At 70.0% G+C, this 16558-nt stretch carries 16 protein-coding genes, 1 tRNA gene and 1 other RNA gene; 11 read left to right on the forward strand and 7 right to left on the reverse strand.

Going from position 1 to position 16558, the window contains the following annotated elements; translation table 11 throughout:
* Positions 1 to 16 precede the first annotated feature (16 nt).
* The 9 genes from tolQ (at position 17) to ACFQZQ_RS07765 (ending at position 7144) form a co-directional block, all read left to right on the forward strand.
* On the forward strand, positions 17 to 802 hold the full coding sequence (gene tolQ, locus ACFQZQ_RS07725) for a protein TolQ (protein ID WP_386812175.1): 786 nt from the start codon (positions 17 to 19) through the stop codon (positions 800 to 802).
* A 103-nt stretch (positions 803 to 905) separates the two neighbouring features.
* A complete protein-coding gene (tolR, locus tag ACFQZQ_RS07730) occupies positions 906 to 1352 on the forward strand; it encodes a protein TolR (protein WP_386812569.1) in 447 nt (148 codons plus the stop codon).
* Positions 1349 to 2308, forward strand: coding sequence for a cell envelope integrity protein TolA (tolA, locus tag ACFQZQ_RS07735; RefSeq protein ID WP_386812176.1), 960 nt, complete (start codon positions 1349 to 1351; stop codon positions 2306 to 2308). Before tolR ends, tolA begins: the two co-directional genes overlap by 4 nt.
* Before the next feature lie 167 nt (positions 2309 to 2475).
* Complete coding sequence (gene tolB / locus ACFQZQ_RS07740; RefSeq protein WP_386812177.1) at positions 2476 to 3795, forward strand: Tol-Pal system beta propeller repeat protein TolB; 1320 nt, start codon at positions 2476 to 2478, stop codon at positions 3793 to 3795.
* 65 nt (positions 3796 to 3860) lie between these two features.
* Positions 3861 to 4397 (forward strand): peptidoglycan-associated lipoprotein Pal, encoded by a 537-nt coding sequence (gene pal / locus ACFQZQ_RS07745; protein WP_386812178.1) that lies wholly within the window; start codon positions 3861 to 3863, stop codon positions 4395 to 4397.
* A gap of 27 nt (positions 4398 to 4424) precedes the next feature.
* Positions 4425 to 5228: a tol-pal system protein YbgF gene (gene ybgF / locus ACFQZQ_RS07750; RefSeq protein ID WP_386812179.1), complete on the forward strand. Its 804-nt coding sequence runs from the start codon at positions 4425 to 4427 to the stop codon at positions 5226 to 5228.
* Positions 5229 to 5453: 225 nt separating this feature from the next.
* Complete coding sequence (queE, locus tag ACFQZQ_RS07755) at positions 5454 to 6131, forward strand: 7-carboxy-7-deazaguanine synthase QueE (protein ID WP_386812180.1); 678 nt, start codon at positions 5454 to 5456, stop codon at positions 6129 to 6131.
* Positions 6132 to 6238: 107 nt separating this feature from the next.
* Complete coding sequence (gene queC / locus ACFQZQ_RS07760; RefSeq protein ID WP_386812181.1) at positions 6239 to 6937, forward strand: 7-cyano-7-deazaguanine synthase QueC; 699 nt, start codon at positions 6239 to 6241, stop codon at positions 6935 to 6937.
* A gap of 134 nt (positions 6938 to 7071) precedes the next feature.
* Positions 7072 to 7144: transfer RNA gene (locus ACFQZQ_RS07765), tRNA-Lys, on the forward strand.
* A 13-nt stretch (positions 7145 to 7157) separates the two neighbouring features.
* Here the strand turns inward: ACFQZQ_RS07765 and rpiA are convergent.
* The 7 genes from rpiA to ACFQZQ_RS07800 all read right to left on the reverse strand — a co-directional run bounded on the left by rpiA (position 7158) and on the right by ACFQZQ_RS07800 (position 14503).
* Positions 7158 to 7820 carry a ribose-5-phosphate isomerase RpiA gene (gene rpiA / locus ACFQZQ_RS07770; RefSeq protein ID WP_386812182.1) on the reverse strand — a complete coding sequence of 221 codons (663 nt, stop codon included), beginning with the start codon at positions 7818 to 7820 and terminating at the stop codon, positions 7158 to 7160.
* A 45-nt stretch (positions 7821 to 7865) separates the two neighbouring features.
* Entirely contained in the window at positions 7866 to 8333 is a 468-nt protein-coding gene (locus tag ACFQZQ_RS07775; protein WP_386812183.1) for an EVE domain-containing protein, read from the reverse strand.
* The gene (locus ACFQZQ_RS07780; protein ID WP_386812184.1) at positions 8330 to 8920 is read right to left on the reverse strand and encodes a 5-formyltetrahydrofolate cyclo-ligase; all 591 of its coding nucleotides are present in this window, start codon (positions 8918 to 8920) and stop codon (positions 8330 to 8332) included. The genes ACFQZQ_RS07775 and ACFQZQ_RS07780 overlap by 4 nt, the downstream gene beginning before the upstream one ends.
* 166 nt (positions 8921 to 9086) lie before the next feature.
* Positions 9087 to 9272: non-coding RNA, 6S RNA (ssrS, locus tag ACFQZQ_RS07785), on the reverse strand.
* 89 nt (positions 9273 to 9361) lie between these two features.
* Complete coding sequence (locus ACFQZQ_RS07790; protein WP_386812185.1) at positions 9362 to 9670, reverse strand: cell division protein ZapA; 309 nt, start codon at positions 9668 to 9670, stop codon at positions 9362 to 9364.
* Positions 9667 to 9888 carry a TIGR02449 family protein gene (locus ACFQZQ_RS07795; protein ID WP_386812186.1) on the reverse strand — a complete coding sequence of 74 codons (222 nt, stop codon included), beginning with the start codon at positions 9886 to 9888 and terminating at the stop codon, positions 9667 to 9669. Before ACFQZQ_RS07795 ends, ACFQZQ_RS07790 begins: the two co-directional genes overlap by 4 nt.
* Before the next feature lie 31 nt (positions 9889 to 9919).
* Positions 9920 to 14503: an EAL domain-containing protein gene (locus ACFQZQ_RS07800; RefSeq protein WP_386812187.1), complete on the reverse strand. Its 4584-nt coding sequence runs from the start codon at positions 14501 to 14503 to the stop codon at positions 9920 to 9922.
* Between the two features lie 120 nt (positions 14504 to 14623).
* On the opposite strand from ACFQZQ_RS07800, the gene ACFQZQ_RS07805 reads away from it, so the two are divergent.
* Both ACFQZQ_RS07805 and ACFQZQ_RS07810 read left to right on the forward strand, forming a co-directional pair.
* A complete protein-coding gene (locus ACFQZQ_RS07805; protein ID WP_386812188.1) occupies positions 14624 to 15181 on the forward strand; it encodes a UPF0149 family protein in 558 nt (185 codons plus the stop codon).
* Position 15182: 1 nt separating this feature from the next.
* Positions 15183 to 16508, forward strand: a complete 1326-nt coding sequence (locus tag ACFQZQ_RS07810; protein ID WP_386812189.1) for an aminopeptidase P N-terminal domain-containing protein — start codon at positions 15183 to 15185, stop codon at positions 16506 to 16508.
* Positions 16509 to 16558 lie beyond the last annotated feature (50 nt).

Below are 16558 nucleotides of genomic sequence, written 5' to 3' on the forward strand. Positions count from 1 at the left end.
CACGGAGAACGAAAGCATGACGTCCACGCTAATCGCGCTGCAGGCAACAACCGTCGAAGCCCTGCCCGAGGATGCCGCCACCACGGTCGCCGACGCCGCGCAGACCGCGCTCGCCGCACCGGCCAACAGCCTCGATCTGCTCGACCTGGTGCTCAAGGCCAGCCTGCCGGTGCAGCTGATCATGCTGCTGCTGGTGGTGGCGTCGGTGGCGTCGTGGGTGATCATCTTCCGCAAGCGCAGCGTCATGCGCCGCGCCGCGCGCGAGGCCGAGCAGTTCGAGGAGCGCTTCTGGTCGGGCGCCGAGCTGTCCAAGCTCTACGCCGGCTCGACCGAGCGCAACCGCGACATCGGCGGGATCGAGGCAATCTTCGAGGCCGGCTTCCGCGAGTTCAACCGCATCCGCGAGCGCAAGGGCATCGACAGCCGCGCGCAGCTCGAAGGCGCGCAGCGCGCGATGCGCGCCACCGCCTCGCGCGAGCTCGACGGCCTCGAGCACAACCTCGAGCTGCTCGCCAACATCGGCTCGACCTCGCCGTACATCGGCCTGGTCGGCACCGTGTTCGGGATCATGGTGACCATGCATTCGCTGCTCGCCAGCACCGAGCAGGTCGGCATCAAGGACGTCGCGCCGGGCATCTCGGAAGCCTTGCTGGCCACTGCGATGGGCCTGTTCGTGGCGATCCCGGCGGTGTGGGCCTACAACCGCTTCGCCACCGGCGCGGAGCGCCTGGCCACGCGCTACGACGCGTTCGCCGAGGAGTTCTCGTCGATCCTGCAGCGCCAGGCGCATCTCGACGACTAAGGTGATGCGAGTCCCTCGCAAGAGCCCGCACATCCCGGTGCGGACTGTTCAGTCGGCCCGCCTCGGGCGTTGAACCTACGAGTACGAGAGGAATGCCATGTCCGTGATTTCCGGGCGCCGCCACCGCAAGCGCAAACTCAAGGCCGAGATCAACGTCGTGCCATACATCGACGTGATGCTGGTGTTGCTGGTGATTTTCATGATCACCGCGCCGCTGCTCAACCTCGGGGTCGACATCGACCTGCCGCAGTCCAAGGCCAAGTCGCTGCAGCAGAAGAAGGACCCGATCGTGGTCAGCGTCGACGCCGACGGCAACTACTTCCTGGCAATCAAGGAAGGCAGCAACGAGGCAGTCAGCGAAGCGGCGCTGCGCAGCAAGGTCGGCGCGATCCTGCGCCAGAACAAGGACGCGCAGGTGCTGCTCGGCGGCGACCGCACCACCAGCTACCAGACCTTGACCGATGCGATCGATGTGCTCAAGGAGGCCGGCGTCGACAAGGTCAGCCTGATGAGCCTGCCGCGCAGTTCCGGTGGGGGCGCCGCTAAGTGAGGGAAACCCGCGCCGACACCGCGCAGGCATTCGGACTTGCGCTGGCGCTGCACGCGCTGCTGTTCGTGGTGATGTTCGTCGGCCTGTGGTGGACGCGCAGCGCGGCGCCGGCCGCGGCGGCGGGCTCGATGTCGGCCGAGCTGTTCGATTCGGGCAGCCTGTCGGCGGCGATGCAGCGCACCTTGCGCAACCGCCCGGAGCCGGCCGAGGAAGTCCTGCCCGAGCCGCAGCCCGAGGACGCCGCGCCGCTGCCGCAGCCGCTGCCCGAACCGGCGCCGCAGGATGCGCCGACCCCGCAGCAGCAGGCACCACAGGAGTTCATCCCGGAGCCCGACAGCCAGGACCAGGACGCGGTGGTCGACCAGCCCACGCCGACCCCGGCCATCGAAACCCGCGTCCAGGAAGCGCAGCGCCGCCAGCAGCAGGTCGACCTGACCCAACAGGAGCGCCAGCTCGAGGCCGAGCGCAAGCAACGGCTTTCACAGATGGAGGAGCAGCGCCAGCAACAGCTCGCCGACATCCGCCGCCGTCGCGCGCTCGCCTCGCGCGATGCGAAGGTCGCCGAGGCGCAGCTGCAGCGCATCGCGCAGGCGCGCGCCGGCAGCGCGTCGGAGGAAGCCGCGCGCGCCGACGCCGGCGCCAGCGCGCCGGCCGGTAACGAAGGCGTCGACACCGGTCTGCAGGCGCGTTACGCCGCCGCGCTGCAGCAGGCGATCCTGTCCAAGTGGACGCGCCCGGAGACCGTGCCGCTGGGCGCGCCGTGCCGGCTCAGCATCCGCCAATTGCCCGGCGGTGAGGTCATGGACGTCCAGGTGTCATCGCCGTGCTCCTACGACGAACAGGGCCAGGAGTCGATCAAGCGCGCGGTGCTGAAGGCCCAGCCACTGCCGTACGCGGGCTTCGAGGCGGTGTTCCAGCGCAACCTCACCCTCAATTTCCGTGCCGAAGACCGCTGAATGCGCTGATCCAGCGGTGGACTCGGCCGCGCCGGTATTCAGGTTTGAGAAAACGTTCACGTAGCAGCTGTTAAGAATGTTCAGCTTCAGCGCCACGCGCAGCTACCCGGCTGCACCCGCTTGTTGAGATCCACCCAGTCCAGCTTCCCCCGGAGGGACTCTTGCCGATGAAACGAACCCTTCCCTGGTGGGCTGCCGTGCTCGCCTGCCTGCTGCCCCTCGCCGCCAGCGCCCAGCAGCAAGGCCTGGAGATCGACATCGTCGGCGGCAACGCCGCGGCGCTGCCGATCGCGGTGGTGCCGATGCCGTATCAGGGTGGCGGCGCCGCCCCGGCCACCGACGTGGCGCAGGTCGTCACCGCGGACCTCAACCGCTCCGGCCAGTTCCGTGGCCTGCCCGACAAGGACATGATCGAGCGCCCGACGCGCGGCGGCGAGGTCAACTACCCGACCTGGCGCGCGCTCAACCAGGATTACCTGGTGGTCGGACGCGTACTCGACGCCGGCGGTGGCAGCTACCGGGTCGAATACGAGTTGTTCGACGTGGCCAAGCAGGAGCGCCTGCTCGGCTTCGCGCTGACCGCGCGCGCCAACGCGATGCGCGATGTCGCCCACCAGGTCAGCGACGCGATCTACGAGAAGATCCTCGGCGTGCGCGGCGCGTTCTTCACCCGCATGGCCTACGTCACCGCGACCGGCCTCGGCAAGGGTAGCCGCTACGCGCTGATGGTCGCCGACTCGGACGGCTACAACCCGCAGACCGTGGTGCGTTCGCCCGAGCCGCTGCTGTCACCGTCGTGGAGCCCGGACGGCGGCCGCCTTGCCTATGTCAGCTTCGAGGGCGGCAACTCCTCGATCTACATCCAGAACATCAGCTCCGGCAGTCGCGAGCTGGTCGCCAAGTTCCGCGGCATCAACGGCGCGCCGGCGTTCTCGCCCGACGGTCGGCGCCTGGCGCTGACGCTGTCGCGCAGCGGCAACCCGGAGATCTACGTGATGGATCTGGGCAGCCGCGCGCTGACTCAGCTGACCAACCACTTCGGCATCGACACCGAGCCGACCTGGAGCGCCGACGGCAGCCGCATCTATTTCACTTCCGACCGCGGCGGCAAGCCGCAGATCTACCAGGTCGGCGCCAGCGGCGGTGGCGCCACGCGCGTGACTTTCCAGGGCAGCTACAACGCCAGCGCCGATGTCTCGGCCGATGGCAAGAAAGTGGCCACTGCGCAGGGCGCGGGCAACACCTATCGCATCGCGATGATGGACTCCAGCCTCGGCTCGCCGCGCTGGAACACCCTGTCGCCCGGCTCGCTGGACGAGTCCCCGAGCTTCGCGCCCAACGGCGGAATGATCCTTTATGCTGCCCGCGAAGGCCGCCGTGGCGTGCTCTACGCCGTCTCTTCCGACGGCCGCGTGCGCCAGCGCCTGGTGCTTGCCGATGGCGATGTGCGTGAACCGGCCTGGGGGCCGTTCCGCTCACCTCGTTGATCCATCCCGCGTCGCGCCGTCCCCTGTAGCCCACTCCCTGTCCACGGAATAGTCGAGGAACGACCATGAACACCACCAGCCCCGCGTCTGTCAGCAAGATCCTGATCACCGCCGCCCTGTGCACCCTGGCCATCGCCTGTTCCAAGAAGGTCAAGGAAGCGCCGCCGACCGACACCACCGGCAGCACCGGCACCATGCCGGCGACCGATACCGGTCCGACCACGCCGGGCATGTACGGCCCGGGCGACCTCGACACCGATGCCTGCCTGCGCCAGCGCGTCGTCTACTTCGACCTCGACCAGGACGCGCTGCGTCCGGAGTTCCAGTCGATCGTCGCCTGCCACGCCAAGTACCTGCGCGACCGCCCGTCCTCGCGCATGAGCCTGGAAGGCAACGCCGACGAGCGCGGCGCACGCGAGTACAACCTCGGCCTGGGCGAGCGTCGTGGCAATTCGGTGTCGTCGGCGATCCAGGCCAACGGCGGCTCCGGCAGCCAGGTCACGGTGGTCAGCTACGGCGAAGAGCGCCCGGTCTGCACCGAGTCCGGCGAGGACTGCTGGGCCAAGAACCGCCGCGTCGAAATCATCTACACCGCCAAGTAAGAGCCTCGCCAAGCGACGGTAGAAACGATGCGCAAGCTAGTTCTGGCAATCACGATCGCGGCGGCCCTGGTGGCCGCCGCGCCCGCGTTCGCGCAACGCGCCAGCCTCGCCGACCGCGTGGCTGTACTCGAGCAGCGCGCCGCCAACAACCAGGGCAACGTCGACCTGCTCAACCAGGTCACCCAGCTCAAGGGCGAGGTCCAGGCGCTGCGCGCGCAGATCGAGGAGCTCACCCAGCAGCTCGAGCAGCAGAAGCAGACCGGGCGCAGCCAGTACCTCGACCTCGACGGCCGCTTGAACCGGCTCGAAGGCGGGGCAGGGGGCGGCGCCTTGAGTCCGAATACGCCGGCCGCGCCGGTACCCAAGGCCGCTCCGTCAGCCGCCGCGGTCCCCGAGCGCGCACCGACCGTCTACGGCGATGCCGGCACGCTGGCGCAGGGTGCCGACGAGCGCGGCGCCTACGACGTCGCGTTCAACGCGCTCAAGGCGGGCAAGTACGCCGAATCGGCGCGGCTGTTCGCCACCTTCGTGCAGCAGTATCCCAGTGGCGTGTACGCGCCCAACGCGCTGTATTGGCTCGGCGAGAGCTACTACGTCACCCAGAACTACCAGCTCGCGCAGCAGCAGTTCCAGGCGCTGCTCGACCGCTACCCGACCCATGACAAGGCCCCGGGCGCGCTGCTCAAGGTGGGCCTGTCGCAGTTCGGCCTCAAGCAGCTCGATGCCGCCGAGCGCACGCTGTCCGCGGTGGCCTCGCGCTACCCCGGCACCGATGCGGCGCGCACCGCCTCCGACCGCCTGAGCGCGATCCAGCTCGGCCGCCTGCGCTGATCGGAGCTCGGTGGGTGGCCGGCTGTTGTAGATCCGAGCCTGCTCGGATCGCTTTTCGCCCGCGGGGCGCAGTCCGAGCAGGCTCGGACCTACAAAGCCGGTGGATGGGGTAGATCCGAGCTTGCTCGGATCGTCCTGCACCAACGCAGTCCACGGCCGAGGTCGGCGCTACAAGCGCCGGACGGCGATGCCGCGGCTGCTGTGCCACTGGGCTAAAATTCACCCATGAACACCGTGATTCCCGAGGCGGCCGTCGCGTCGCCAGACCGCCTGCGCCTGACCGAAATCTTCCTGTCGCTGCAGGGCGAATCGCGCAGCATCGGCTGGCCGACCGTGTTCGTGCGCCTGACCGGGTGCCCGCTGCGATGCCAGTACTGCGACACCGCGTACGCCTTCCACGGCGGGCAGTGGTGGGAGACGGACGCGATCCTGGCCGAAGTCGCCCGCCATGGCGCGCGCCACGTCTGCGTCACCGGCGGCGAGCCGCTCGCGCAGAAGCGCTGCATCGGCCTGCTCAAGCAGCTGTGCGATGCCGGCTACGAGGTGTCGCTGGAAACCTCCGGCGCGATCGACATCAGCGACGTCGATCTGCGGGTGTCGCGCGTGCTCGACATCAAGACTCCCGGCTCGCTGGAGGCGCACCGCAACCTGTGGTCGAACCTGCCGCTGCTGACGCCGCACGACCAGGTGAAGTTCGTGGTCTGCAGCCGCGACGACTACGAGTGGGCGCGCGGCATCGTCGCCGAACACCGGTTGCCCGACACCTGCGACGTGCTGTTCTCGCCCAGCTTCAGCCAGCTCAAGCCCAGTGATCTGGCCGACTGGATCGTCGCCGACCGCCTGCCGGTGCGCTTCCAGTTGCAGCTGCACAAGATCCTGTGGAACGACGAGCCGGGGCGTTGACGCCCGACCTGCTGCACTGGCTTCAGTCGCGACCGCGGACCGTGGGCGGTCAGGCATGCGATCGCGGCTGAAGCCGCTCCTACGAAAACGAACCGGGTAACTCGCCGATGAAAAACGCCGTCGTCCTCGTTTCCGGGGGAATGGACTCCGCCGTCGTGGTCGCGCTTGCACGCGAGCAGGGCTTCGCGGTGCACGCCTTGAGCGTGCGCTACGGCCAGCGCCATACCTCCGAGCTCGATGCCGCCGACCGGGTCGCGAGCGCACTCGGCGCGGTCGCGCACAAGACCGTCAACGTCGACCTGCGCAGCATCGGCGGCTCGGCGCTGACCGACGACAGCATCGGCGTCCCGCTCGACGGCGACCAGCACCCGGTCGGCGTCGACGCTGCCAAGGACGACATCCCGGTGACCTACGTGCCGGCGCGCAACACCATCATGCTGTCGGTCGCGCTGGGCTGGGCCGAGGTGCTCGGTGCTGCCGACATCTTCTGCGGCGTCAACGCGGTGGACTATTCCGGTTACCCGGATTGCCGGCCGGAGTTCATCGACGCCTTCCAGCAGTTGGCCAACCTGGCCACCAAGGCCGGCGTCGAAGGCGCGGGCCTGCGCGTGCACGCGCCGCTGCAATACCTGAGCAAGGCCGACATCGTCCGCGAGGGCATCCGCCTCGGCGTCGATTTCGCGCAGACCGTGTCGTGCTACCAGGCCGACGCCCTCGGGCGAGCGTGCGGCCATTGCGACGCCTGCCGGCTGCGCGCCGACGGCTTCGCCGCCGCCGGCATCGCCGACCCGACGCGCTACGCCTGAGGCCGTCGCCGCTCGCGCGCCGCCTCTCTCGCGGTACTTGAAGCAAAAAGCGGCACGCAATCGCCGCCCGCCGTCTGCATCGGCCGCACCGGTTGCGTTAGAATGCACGCCCCCGGCGCCATGCCGGGCGCTATGGGTCGTTAGCTCAGTCGGTAGAGCATCGGACTTTTAATCCGCTGGTCGATGGTTCGAATCCATCACGACCCACACCCCATACCTCTTACAGCACCTGCGGCGGTTCGCCGCCGACGATCACCACGTCCGCGGGGCGGCGCGCGAACAGGCCGACGCTGACCACGCCGGGGATCTGGTTGAGCGCCGACTCCAGCGCGACCGGGTCGGTGATCGCCAGGCCGTGGATATCGAGGATGCCGTTGCCGTTGTCGGTGACGACGCCGCGGCCTTCGGCGTCTTGCCGCCAGACCGGCTGCGCGCGGGTCAGGGCGAGGATCTCGCGCGCGACCAGGCTGCGCGCCATCGGGATCACCTCGACCGGCAGCGGGAACTTGCCGAGCACGTCGACGCGCTTGGCCGGGTCGATGATGCAGACGAACTTCGCGCTCGCCTCGGCGATGATTTTCTCGCGGGTCAGCGCTGCGCCGCCGCCCTTGATCAGGCGCTTGTGCGGGTCGCACTCGTCGGCGCCATCCACATACAGCGACAGCGGGCCGGTCGCGTTGAGATCGAGCACCTCGATGCCGTGCGCGCGCAGGCGCTGGGTGCTTTGCTCGGAACTCGACACCGCCCCGGCGATGCGTTCCTTGACCTTGGCCAGTGCGTCGATGAAGAACGCGACGGTCGAGCCGGTGCCGACCCCGACGATCATGCCGTCCTCGACGTAATCGATGGCTTTCTCGCCGGCCAGGCGCTTGGCTTCGCTCATGGGGTCAGGTTCGTCGGGGCTGGGGTAGGGAGGTAGGGTCGAGCGTTACTCGAGGGACAGCAGCAGCTTCCACTGCGCGGCGCTGACCGGCAGCACCGACAGCCGGCTGCCGCGCCGGATCAGCGCGAACTCCTCGCCAAGCTTGTCCGCGTGCTGGCGGATCTCCTCCAGCGCGATGGTGCGCGCGAGCTTGCGTTCGAAGCTCACGTCGACCAATTGCCAGCGCGGTTCGGCGTGCGTGCTCTTGGGGTCGAAATAGTCCGACTTGGCCTCGAACTGGGTCGGGTCCGGGTACGGCACGCTGGCCACGGTGGCGGTGCCGACGATGCCGGGCACGTCGCAGCTGGAGTGGTAGAACAGCACGCCGTCGCCGACCTGCATCGCGCGCATGTTGTTGCGTGCCTGGTAGTTGCGCACGCCGGTCCACGGCTCGGTGCCGACGCGTTGCAGGTCGTCGATGGAGAACGCGTCCGGTTCGGATTTCATCAGCCAGTAGCGGCGGCGTGCGGTCATGCGGCAAGGGGCCGGAAGTCGTGGGTGGTGGTTTCGGTGCAGACCGCGTCGAGTGCGACGTCCCAATCGGCGGCGTCGAGCGCATCGACCTGCTGGGCCGCGAACGCGGCGCCCACCAGCCACGGCGGTGCGGCCTGGCCCTGCCGGAACGCGAAGCTGCGATCGTACCAGCCGCCGCCCATGCCGAGCCGGTGGCCATGCGCATCGAACCCCACCAACGGCAACACCACCAGCGCCATGTCGTGCGCATCGAGCAGCGATGAGGGCGCGAGGTCGGGTTCGGGGATACCAAAGCGGTTGCTGACCAGGCCATCGCCCGGCTGCCAAGGCGCGAACCGCAGCAGGCCGTCCTCGTGCAGCACCGGCAGGCAGTAGCTGCACTCGCGCGGCAGGCGCAGCTGCCAGGCGTGCAGTGCGATCTCGCCATCCATCGCCCAGTAGCCGGCGACGTATCCGGCCGCGGGTGCGAACGGCAGTTCGAGCAAGCGGGGAGCGAGACCGTCGGCGCCGGCGATGCGCTGCTGCGGGGCGAGGTTGCGGCGGCGTGCGCGCAACTCGCGGCGCAGGGCATCACGATCGGACGTCATGCGGTGATCCGGTCAGGGGCTGGGATGAAGCATGGACGTGGGAAGAGGCTCCCAGCGAGTGCAACCGAGAGGTGCGATCCGCTTGAGGTGATCCGCGCCATGCGATCCAAACAATGCGATCCACGCAACGCGCTCGACGAGCGTGCTGGGTGGATCGCAAAAAGAAAAGTCCTCCGCCGTGGCGATGCGTGCGAAACGACCTTGAACCCGGGGTTCAAGTGGGGACGCTTGGAGGCCGTCGGGCTTCCCGCTACAAGGCGGACCTGCACTCCTGGCTTCCGCTGCGCCCCCGCGGTCGTGCTTAAGGGGCAAGGCGAATGTTTACGCACGCCGTCGCTCACAGCAGAGGACGTGGGCAAAGTATAACGCGCGCATCGGCGAAGGCATGTCCGCTCGTCGGCCGTGGTGTGCGGCGATTCATGGCGACGTTGTCATGTCGCCTCAGCGCGACGGCGTATCGAGCAGGCCGTCGAGCTTGCGGTGCAGGTCGCCGAGCGTGCGTTCCAGTTCCCGGTCGCGGCCTTCGGCGTCGCCGCGCAGTTGCTGCAGCTCGTGCGCGAAGTTGAGCGCGGCCAGCACCGCGACGCGATCGAGCGCGGCCATGCGGTTGCTGCCGCGGATCTCGCGCATTTTGCCGTCGAGCAGTTTGGCCGCGACCAGCAGGCTGTCGCGCTCGCCCGGTTCGCAGCCGACGGTGTATTCGCGGTCGAGCAGGCGGATCACCACCGGCTCGCTGCTGGAGTTGCTCACGTGTGCTGCTCCAGCGTCTTCAGCCGCGCGATCATCGCCTCGACCCGGGTGCGCGCCTGTTCGTTCTTGGCCAGCAGCGCGGCCCGTTCGCCCGACAACTGCTCCTGCTGCTGGCGCAGGCTGCGGTTCTCGTCCGCGAGGCGGCGGCTGCGCTCGGCCAGTTCGTCGAAGCGCGCGGCCAGCGACTGCAGTTGGGCGATCAGTTCGGCGCGGTCCATGGCGGCACGATAGGCAGCGCACCCGACCGGGTCAAGGCGTGGCGTCGGCCATGACGGCGACGGGCTGCGGCGGCGCCCAGCCGTGGATGAACGCCAGGCAATGCGCTGCGTCCAGCGGCCGGGCCAGCCAGTAGCCCTGGATCTCGTCGCAGTGATGTTCGCGCAGGAACTGCATCTGCGCGGCGGTCTCGACGCCCTCGGCAACCACCACCAGCCCCAGCGAATGCGCCATCGTGATCACGGTGCTGGTGATCGCCGCGTCGTCGGGGTCGTGGGTCAGGTCGCCGATGAATTCCTTGTCGATCTTCAGCGTGGTGATCGGCAGGCGCTTGAGGTAGGCCAGCGACGAATAGCCGGTGCCGAAGTCGTCGACCGCCAGGCCGACGCCGAGGGTGCGGAATGCCTGCAGCGTGGCCGCGGTCTGTTCGGCGTTGGCCATGATCACGCTCTCGGTGAGCTCCAGCTCCAGGCATTCGGCCGGCACGCCGGTTTCGTCGAGCACGCGAGCTACCACGTCGGGCAGGTCGCCGCGCAGCAGCTGCAGCGCCGAGACGTTGACCGCCATCGTCAGGTCGAGCAGGCCCTGTTGGCGCCATTGCCTAAGCACCGCGCAGGCCTGGCGCAGCACCCATTCGCCGATCTCCAGGATCAGCCCGTTTTCCTCGGCCAGCGGGATGAACGTCGACGGCGGGATCTCGCCGTGCTCGGCGCTGGTCCAGCGCAGCAGCGCCTCGACCCCGGTGATGCGCGAATCGGGCAACGACAGGCGCGGCTGGAACACCAGCCGCAGCTCGTTGCGGTCGAGCACCTTGCGCAGCGCCGCGGAGATCGTCGCGCGGCCGCGGATCTCGATGTCCATCGACTCGGTATAGCGCATGAAAGTGCGGCGGCCGGCAGCCTTGGCCTGGTACATCGCGGTGTCGGCGTGCTTGAGCAGGTCGGTCGGCACGTGCGCGTGGTCGGGGTACAGGCTGATGCCGATCGACGGCGAGATCGACATGTCGTGGCGCTCGTCGAAATCCAGCGGCGCCTCGAACGCGGTGATCAGGTCGCGCGCGACCTGCTCGGCGTCCTCGGCGGTGGCGACGTCCTCCAGCACCACGGTGAACTCGTCGCCGCCCAGGCGCGCGACGGTGTGCTCGGGCCCCACGGTCTGCTGCAGGCGGGCCGCGGCGGCGCGCAGGATGCGGTCGCCGGCGGCATGGCCGAGCGAGTCGTTGATGTCCTTGAAGCGGTCCAAGTCGAGGAACAGCACCGCGATGCGGGTGCCGTTGCGGCGCGCACGCACGATCGCGCGCGACAGCCGCTCGGACAGCAGCGCGCGGTTGGGCAGGCTGGTCAGCGTGTCGTAATTGGCCAGGTAGCGCAGTTCCTGCTCGGCGCGCTTCTGGTCGGTGATGTCCGACAGCACCGCGACGAAATGGCTGCGCTGGCCTTGCGCGTCGAGCACCGCGCTGGCCTGCACCCAGCACAGGAACTCGCTGCCGTCCTTGCGCTGCTGCCAGACCTCGCCGGACCAGCGGCCGTTGCGCTCGAGTTCGGCGCGCATCTGCCGGTAGAAGTCGTTGTCGTGCTGCGAGCTGTCGATCAGGCTGGTCGAGCGGCCGATCACCTCGGCGTCGCTGTAGCCGGCCATGCGGGTGAACGCGGGGTTGACCGAAATGAAGACGAAGTGGCGATCGAACACGGCCACCGCCTCGGCCATGCTGCGCAGCACCTCGCTCGACACGCGGCGTTCGCGTTCGGCGCTGCGGCTGGCGGTGATGTCGCGCGCGGTGCCGGCCACGCGCAACCCGCGGCCGTCTGGGCCGCGCTCGACCACGCGCCCGCGCGCGCGCATCCACGCCCATTGCCCGGCGGGGTCGCGGATCCGGTGCTCGGACTGGAACAGCGCCACGTCGCCGCGCAGGTGCTGGCGCAGCAGCTCGAGCACGCGCGGGGCGTCTTCGGGGTGGATCTCGTGGCTGGTGTCGAGCTGGGTGTGCACGCCGATCACCGGGGTCGGGCCGACGCGGTCGTCGGCGCGCATGCGGTGCAGCGTGCCGGTGGCCAGGTCGTAGTCCCAGAACTGCTCGCCCGACGCCCACAGCGCCAGCTTGAGCCGCTCCTCGCGTTCGCGGATCTGTTCGAAGTAGCCGCGCTCGCGCTCGCGGCGCAGCCGCCAGCGCCGCACCATCACCAGCGCGAACACCAGGAACGCCAGTGCCGCCGCCGCGAGCGCGAGCGGGTGTCGCCACACCGGCGGCGCAACCCGCACCGGCAGCGTCAGTTCCTGCCCGGTCCAGGCGCCGTCGCGGTTGGTGACCTGGGCGCGGAAGGTGTACTCGCCCGGCGGCAGGCGCGTGTACGACACGTCGTGCTGGGTGCCGTTGTCGATCCAGCCCTGGTCGAAGCCGTCCATGCGGTAGCGGTAATGCAGGTTGGCGGACGGGGCGAAGTCGAGCGCGCCGATGCGCAGGCGCAGGATGTCGGCTCCGTCGGGGACCTCCAGCTGCGACGGCTGCCACAGCGCGCCGCCGTCGCCGGGGGCGTCGGCGCCGATGCGGGCGGACAGCAGGCGCACCGGCGGGGTGTAGCGCGAGTCGCTGACGCGCTCGGGATGGAACAGGTTGAGGCCGCGCACGCCGCCGAATGCCAGCCGGCCGTCCTTGAGCCGGGCGACCGCGCCGCCGTTGAACTCCGTGTCCTGCAGGCCATCGGTCAGGCCGTAGTTGCGCGACAGCTGGGTGCTCGTGTCGAAGCGCACGATGCCGTTGTCGGTGCCCAGCCACAGCTGCCCAGCCGGGGCTTCGGCGATCGAGTAAACCACTGGCACCGCGTGCTCGCCGAGGCTGTCGGCGAGCGGGTGGGCGAAGCCGATGCGGCCGTCGGCGTGTTCGATCACCCGGCTCAGGCCGGCATGGGTGCCGACCCACACGGTGCCGTCGGGGCTCTGGCTCAAAGCCCGCACCAGGTTGCCCGGGAGGCTGTCGGGGCGGGTGGTCGCGTGGCGAAAGTGGCGTAGCGTGCCGGTGGCAGGATCCAGCAGGTCGAGGCCGTCGCCGGTGCCGAACCAGATCCGCCCGCGGCGGTCCTCGTGCACCGCATGCACCATCGGGTGCGAGAGCCGGCGCGGGTCGCCATCGGCATGGCTGTAGTGCACCACCTGCCCGGACTGGCGGCGGTAATGGAGCGCGCCTTGGGTGGAGGTGCCGAGCCACAGGTCGCCGTGGCGGTCGACCGCCAGGCTGCGCAGGCTGGCGCCGGTCATCGCGCCGAGCGCGATCGGTTCGGCCCGGCGGGCGGCCGGGTCGAGTCGGACCAGGCCGTGGGTCGTCGCCAGCCACAGCCGGCCGTGCCCGGCTGGGGCGATGCCCATCACGCGCACGAGCGGATGGCCGGGCCGCGGGGTGGACGGCAGCAGGGAGGTGAGGTCGTCGAAGCGGTCCGCGCCGAGGTCGTAGCGCAGCAGACGTGCGTTGTCGGTGCCGAGCCACAGCCCGCCCAAGCCGTCGTCGGCGACCGCGCGCACGCTGTCATCGGCGGCGACGTTGTCGGCGCGGCCACTGGCCAGGTCCAGCACGTAGCTGAAGCGGGTACCGCGCGGGTCGGCGATGGCGACGCCGCGGAACTGGCCACCGACCCAGAGCATGCCGCCGCGATCGACCATCAGCGCGTTGATCGTGTCCTCCGGCAGGCTGGCATCGATGCCGTGCTCCTCGCGAATGCCCTTGCTCGCGCCGCTGGCCGGGTCGTAGCGGCGCAGGCCCTGGCCGTACACCGACAGCCAAAGCCGGCGGTCGGGGGCTTCGGCGATCGCGCGGATGTCGCCGCCGGCGTCGGCCGGGGCGTTGGCCGCCGGCCAGGCCTTGAGCAGCGCGGCGCCGTTCGAGTGCAACCGGTACAGTCCGTCGGTGCGGCCGACCCAGAGCTGGCCGCGGTGGTCCAGGCGCAGGCTGCGCACCGGCTCGATCGGGCCGACCCGGCGCAGGCTGCCGCGCGCGTCGATGTGGAACAGGCCCACCGGGCTGCCATACCAGGCGTCGCGGTCGCGACCGGGGATCAGCGTCTGCCACGGCAGTTCGCGTTGGCGGCGCGGGTCGAGCTGGACCAGCGTGGCGCGCTCGCCGCTGTCCGGGTCGAGCCGTTGCAGGCCGGCCAGGGTGCCGACCCAGACCTGGCCGGCCAGCGGCAGCACGGCGACGGCCTGCTGGCTGGCGTGGCTGCCAGCGTTATCGAGCTTGTAGCGGCGGATGCGGCCGTTGCCCAGGTCGAGGCGCGCGACATACTGCGAATAGGTGCCGATCCACAGCGCGCGGTCGGCTTCCAGCGCCAGCGCGGTGACGTAGCTGTCGGGCAGGCTGGCCGGGTCGCGCGGGTCGTGCCGGTACAGCACGTAGCGTTGCCCGTCGTAGCGGTGCAGGCCGCCCTGGGTGCCGACCCAGACGAAGCCCTGGCTGTCCTGCGCCAGGGCGTTGACGGTGTTCTGCGCCAGCCCCTGGCCGCGGCCGACGCGCTCGAAGTAGAACTCGCGCGTGGCCGCCTCGGCGCGCGGCGCGAGGCCGGGACCGAGCAGGAGCGCCGTGGCGATCAGCCCGGCGGCGGCAATCAGGGACGAATACGGACGCACGGGCACCGGGTGCTGGGCGTGGCAGCGTGCAGTGTGTAGGCGCGGACGCGTGCGGGCAACCGGCGCGCGTGGGCGGATTGCTACACTGCCCGCAACCTGAGCAAACCGCCGCCCGGCGACCTTCCCGTGCCCGCACCCGACGCCTCCGAACTGCCCGAACTGTCCGCCGTCGACGCGGAAATCCGCCGACTCTCGCTCGCCACCGACGCCAGCGAACTGCATGGCGCGCTGTGCGGCTGGTTGGCCGGCGGCGGCGATGCCGTCCGCGAATGGCCGGCCAAGGTGCTCGCCGACGACGGCGTGGCCACGCCGGCCGCCGGCGGCGCGCTCGATGAACTGCGCACTGTCAGCGCCGCGCAACTGGCCGACCGCAGCTTCACCTTCGAATTGCTGCTGCCCGACGTCGACGCGCCGCTGTCCGAGCGCAGCGGCGCGTTGTTCGACTGGTGCCGCGGGTTCCTGGGCGCGTTCGGACTGGCCACCGGCGCCAAGCCGCCGCTGTCGGAGGAGGGCAGCGAGGCGCTTGGCGACATCGCCAAGCTCGCCGCCGCGCAGCCGCAGGACGACGGCGACGAAGAGGACGAGGCGGCGCTGGTCGAGATCGAGGAATTCGTGCGCGTCGCGGTGCTGCTGCTGCACGGCGACTGCGTGCTGGCCGCGCAGCACCGGCAGCGGTTGAACTGACGTGGCCGGCGCCAGCGGCCTGCCGGCGGCGGCTTACGCGAAGCGCCGCAAGCAGCTGATGCGGCTGGCCGGCGACGAGGCGATCCTGGTGCTGCCGGCCGCGCTCGAACGCATCCGCAGCCGCGACACCCACTTCCCGTACCGGCAGGACTCCGACCTGTGGTACCTGACCGGCTTCCCTGAACCCGAGGCAGTGCTGGTGCTGGTGCCCGGGCGCAAGCACGGCGAGACCCTGCTGTTCTGTCGCGAGCGCGACCCCGAGCGCGAAGGCTGGGATGGCCCGCGCTTCGGCCCGGAGGGCGCGGTCGAGGCGTTCGGCCTCGACGATGCCTACCCGATCGAGGACCTCGACGACATCCTGCCCGGCCTGCTCGAAGGCCGCTCGCGCGTCTATTACCACTTCGGCCGCGACGCCGATTTCGACCTCAAGCTGATCGGCTGGCTCAACCGCGTGCGCGCGATGGTGCGGCAGGGCGCGCAGCCGCCGCATGAGTTCCTCGAGCTGGGCCACCTGCTCGACGAGATGCGCCTGTTCAAGGACCGCGACGAGCTCAAGCTGATGCAGCGCGCTGCCGACATCAGCGTGCAGGCGCACGTCGCGGCGATGCAGGCCGCGCGCCCCGGCATCCGCGAGTACGAGCTGCAGGCGCAGATCGAATGCGTGTTCCGCATGCACGACGCGGTGCCGGCCTACGGCAGCATCGTCGGCGCCGGCGCCAATGCCTGCGTGCTGCACTACCGCGACAACAACGCGGCCGCGCGCGACGGCGACCTGGTGCTGGTCGATGCCGGCGCCGAGTACCGCGGCTACGCGGCCGATATCACCCGCACGTTCCCGGTCAACGGCCGCTTCTCGAAGGAGCAGCGCGCGCTGCACGACCTGGTCGGCGCGGCGCAGGCCGCGGCGCTGGCGCAGGCGCGGCCCGGTGTGGCCTACGAAGCCGGTCACATCGCCGCGGTCGAGATCCTGACCGACGGCCTGCTCCGGCTAGGCCTGCTCAAGGGCAAGCTCGCCAAGAACCTCGCCGACGCCAGCTACAAGCGCTTCTACCGGCACAAGACCGGGCATTGGCTCGGCCTGGACGTGCACGACGTCGGCGACTACCGCTTCGACGGGCAATCGCGCCTGCTCGAACCGGGCATGGTGTTCACCATCGAGCCCGGCCTGTACGTCTCGGCCGACGACAACACCGTCGACGCGAAGTGGCGCGGCATCGGCATCCGCACCGAGGACGACGTGCTGGTCACCAAGGACGCGCCGAAGGTGCTGACCGACAAGCTGGCGCGCAGCGCCGACGAGATCGAGGCATTGATGGCGGCGCGCTGAGGCGTGGAACCTGATTCGGCTCATGCACCGGTGCGGCTGTTGGCCTGCGA

Source organism: Lysobacter koreensis (genome assembly GCF_042677045.1).
GTDB lineage: Bacteria > Pseudomonadota > Gammaproteobacteria > Xanthomonadales > Xanthomonadaceae > Lysobacter_K > Lysobacter_K koreensis.

Bases quoted from the DNA above. Each gene is read 5' to 3' on its own strand.
- rpiA (WP_386812182.1), bottom strand. From the start codon at position 7,820: ATGAGCGAAGCCAAGCGCCTGGCCGGCGAGAAAGCCATCGATTACGTC.
- queE (WP_386812180.1), top strand. From the start codon at position 5,454: ATGAACACCGTGATTCCCGAGGCGGCCGTCGCGTCGCCAGACCGCCTG.
- ybgF (WP_386812179.1), top strand. From the start codon at position 4,425: ATGCGCAAGCTAGTTCTGGCAATCACGATCGCGGCGGCCCTGGTGGCC.
- queC (WP_386812181.1), top strand. From the start codon at position 6,239: ATGAAAAACGCCGTCGTCCTCGTTTCCGGGGGAATGGACTCCGCCGTC.
- pal (WP_386812178.1), top strand. From the start codon at position 3,861: ATGAACACCACCAGCCCCGCGTCTGTCAGCAAGATCCTGATCACCGCC.
- ACFQZQ_RS07780 (WP_386812184.1), bottom strand. From the start codon at position 8,920: ATGACGTCCGATCGTGATGCCCTGCGCCGCGAGTTGCGCGCACGCCGC.
- ACFQZQ_RS07775 (WP_386812183.1), bottom strand. From the start codon at position 8,333: ATGACCGCACGCCGCCGCTACTGGCTGATGAAATCCGAACCGGACGCG.
- tolQ (WP_386812175.1), top strand. From the start codon at position 17: ATGACGTCCACGCTAATCGCGCTGCAGGCAACAACCGTCGAAGCCCTG.
- ACFQZQ_RS07795 (WP_386812186.1), bottom strand. From the start codon at position 9,888: ATGGACCGCGCCGAACTGATCGCCCAACTGCAGTCGCTGGCCGCGCGC.
- tolB (WP_386812177.1), top strand. From the start codon at position 2,476: ATGAAACGAACCCTTCCCTGGTGGGCTGCCGTGCTCGCCTGCCTGCTG.